This is a genomic window from Pseudomonadota bacterium (genome assembly GCA_010028905.1).
In the GTDB taxonomy this organism is placed as follows: Bacteria; Vulcanimicrobiota; Xenobia; order RGZZ01; family RGZZ01; genus RGZZ01.
Genome location: RGZZ01000793.1, coordinates 1 through 1,440 on the forward strand (window position 1 = coordinate 1; position 1,440 = coordinate 1,440).

Sequence of the window (1,440 nt, forward strand, 5' to 3'; positions counted from 1 at the left end):
ATAGGTACGAATCAAGGTGAGCGCCCCTTTCATTCAGGTTTCACCTGGCCGCCCAGATCATGGTCGGGAGGTGAGCGGAGGTCAGACGGGCCGATGGTGTCTACGCTACCACAGATGCGGGAGGGCTGTATCTTAGTCATTCGTGTCATTCCGTACCTCAGACCATGGTCTGACGCCCGTCAACGGGGAAGTCGTCGCGCGGCGACAGCGGCAGGCCCAGGTCGACCTGCCTGGAGCCTGCCGAGGGTGAGAGGTCAGGGGGTGCAGAGGGGACCGTCCTGTCGCGCGATGCCTGCAAGCGAGGCGTAGGGAAGCTTCACCTCGACGCGACCGCTCGAGTACGGGGCGACCTGGTAGGGCGTGAAGACGATGACCAGGTTCTTGCCGTCGAGGTAGAACACGGTGTAGTTGTCGGCCTTGGGCGCGCTGCCCTCATTGCCCCACCGCGCGTCGTTCTTCACGTCCTCCCGCAGGAAGAGCTTCTCGCGGCAGCGGCGGGACAGCTCGGCCAGATACGGGCTCGCGGGCTTGAAGAGATCGCCCAGGTGCAGCTCCTTTCCGCTGCGACCGTCGAACAGGCGCGTGGCAGTCAGGGGCATGGGGTGCGCGCCTCCCTGGTCGAGGCCCCCGACCGTCTCCACCGACAGCCATCGCTCGCTCACGTAACGGGTCTGGGTGATGACGAGTAGATGCCACATTCGGTCGCGCTCCCTCCCCGCTCTGCGCAGCTGGCCCTCGAAATCGGCGATGAGTTCCTGCGCGCCCCTCATGAGCGCGGTGTTCACGGCGCGCTGCCCCGAGGTTGGCGCGGCGTACTGGGTCACCTGGACATCGACGGTGCAGCGCCCGGGCTGCGCCTTCTTGAGGGTCACGACGGTGACCCGTGGGGTCGCGGTGGCGGCGGCGACGGCCCCCAGCGCGAGCAGGCACAGCAGGGTGGAGATACGAACGACTTTCTTCATGCCCATCGTTTCTCGGCGCGTGCGTCGTTCTCCCTCGGGAGAGAGGCTTGAAGCGCAGCGCACCGAGACGATTTCCGCGGAGGTGAACCGTCAGCATGAACAGCAGCCGAGGGCTCCACGTCACGGTCGTGGCGCTGTGCGCCGCCATCGTGGCCATTCTCGGGTGGCTCGTCATCGACAGCGGCAGACATCCGTCGCCTGCGGTGGGCGGACGCGCCCTGGCACGGTCTTCGTCGTCGCCTTCCGCCATCGTCGTCGCGCCAGAGGCGAGCCCTTCGCCCGACGAGGCCACTCCGGACCCGGCGGAGACCGCCGTCCCCTCCCCCGTGTCGGTGGCGCCTTCTCCCACGCCCTCGCCGGTTGTCGGCAGCCCGCTTCCTCGGGCTTCGGGCTCGCCTTCGGCTCGGGAGACGTCTTCTGCCGCGCCGCGCGCGCAGCCCTCGTCGGTACCGGCCGCTTCCCCGTCGGGAGCGGTCGC

The 1,440-nt window shown here is 68.1% G+C and carries 2 protein-coding genes; one reads left to right on the plus strand and one right to left on the minus strand.

Annotation, left to right across the window (positions count from 1 at the left end; genetic code table 11):
• Nucleotides 1-254: 254 nt before the first annotated feature.
• Nucleotides 255-968, minus strand: a complete 714-nt coding sequence (locus tag EB084_25345) for a DUF3298 domain-containing protein (protein NDD31590.1) — start codon at nt 966-968, stop codon at nt 255-257.
• A gap of 89 nt (nt 969-1,057) precedes the next feature.
• Between EB084_25345 and EB084_25350 the strand changes: the two genes are divergently transcribed.
• Nucleotides 1,058-1,440 (plus strand): hypothetical protein (locus EB084_25350; GenBank protein NDD31591.1); only part of this gene is annotated, 383 nt, incomplete at its 3' end.

What these genes read in the sequence shown, in the direction of transcription:
- EB084_25345 (NDD31590.1), bottom strand. Translation starts at nt 968, where the DNA reads ATGGGCATGAAGAAAGTCGTTCGTATCTCCACCCTGCTGTGCCTGCTC.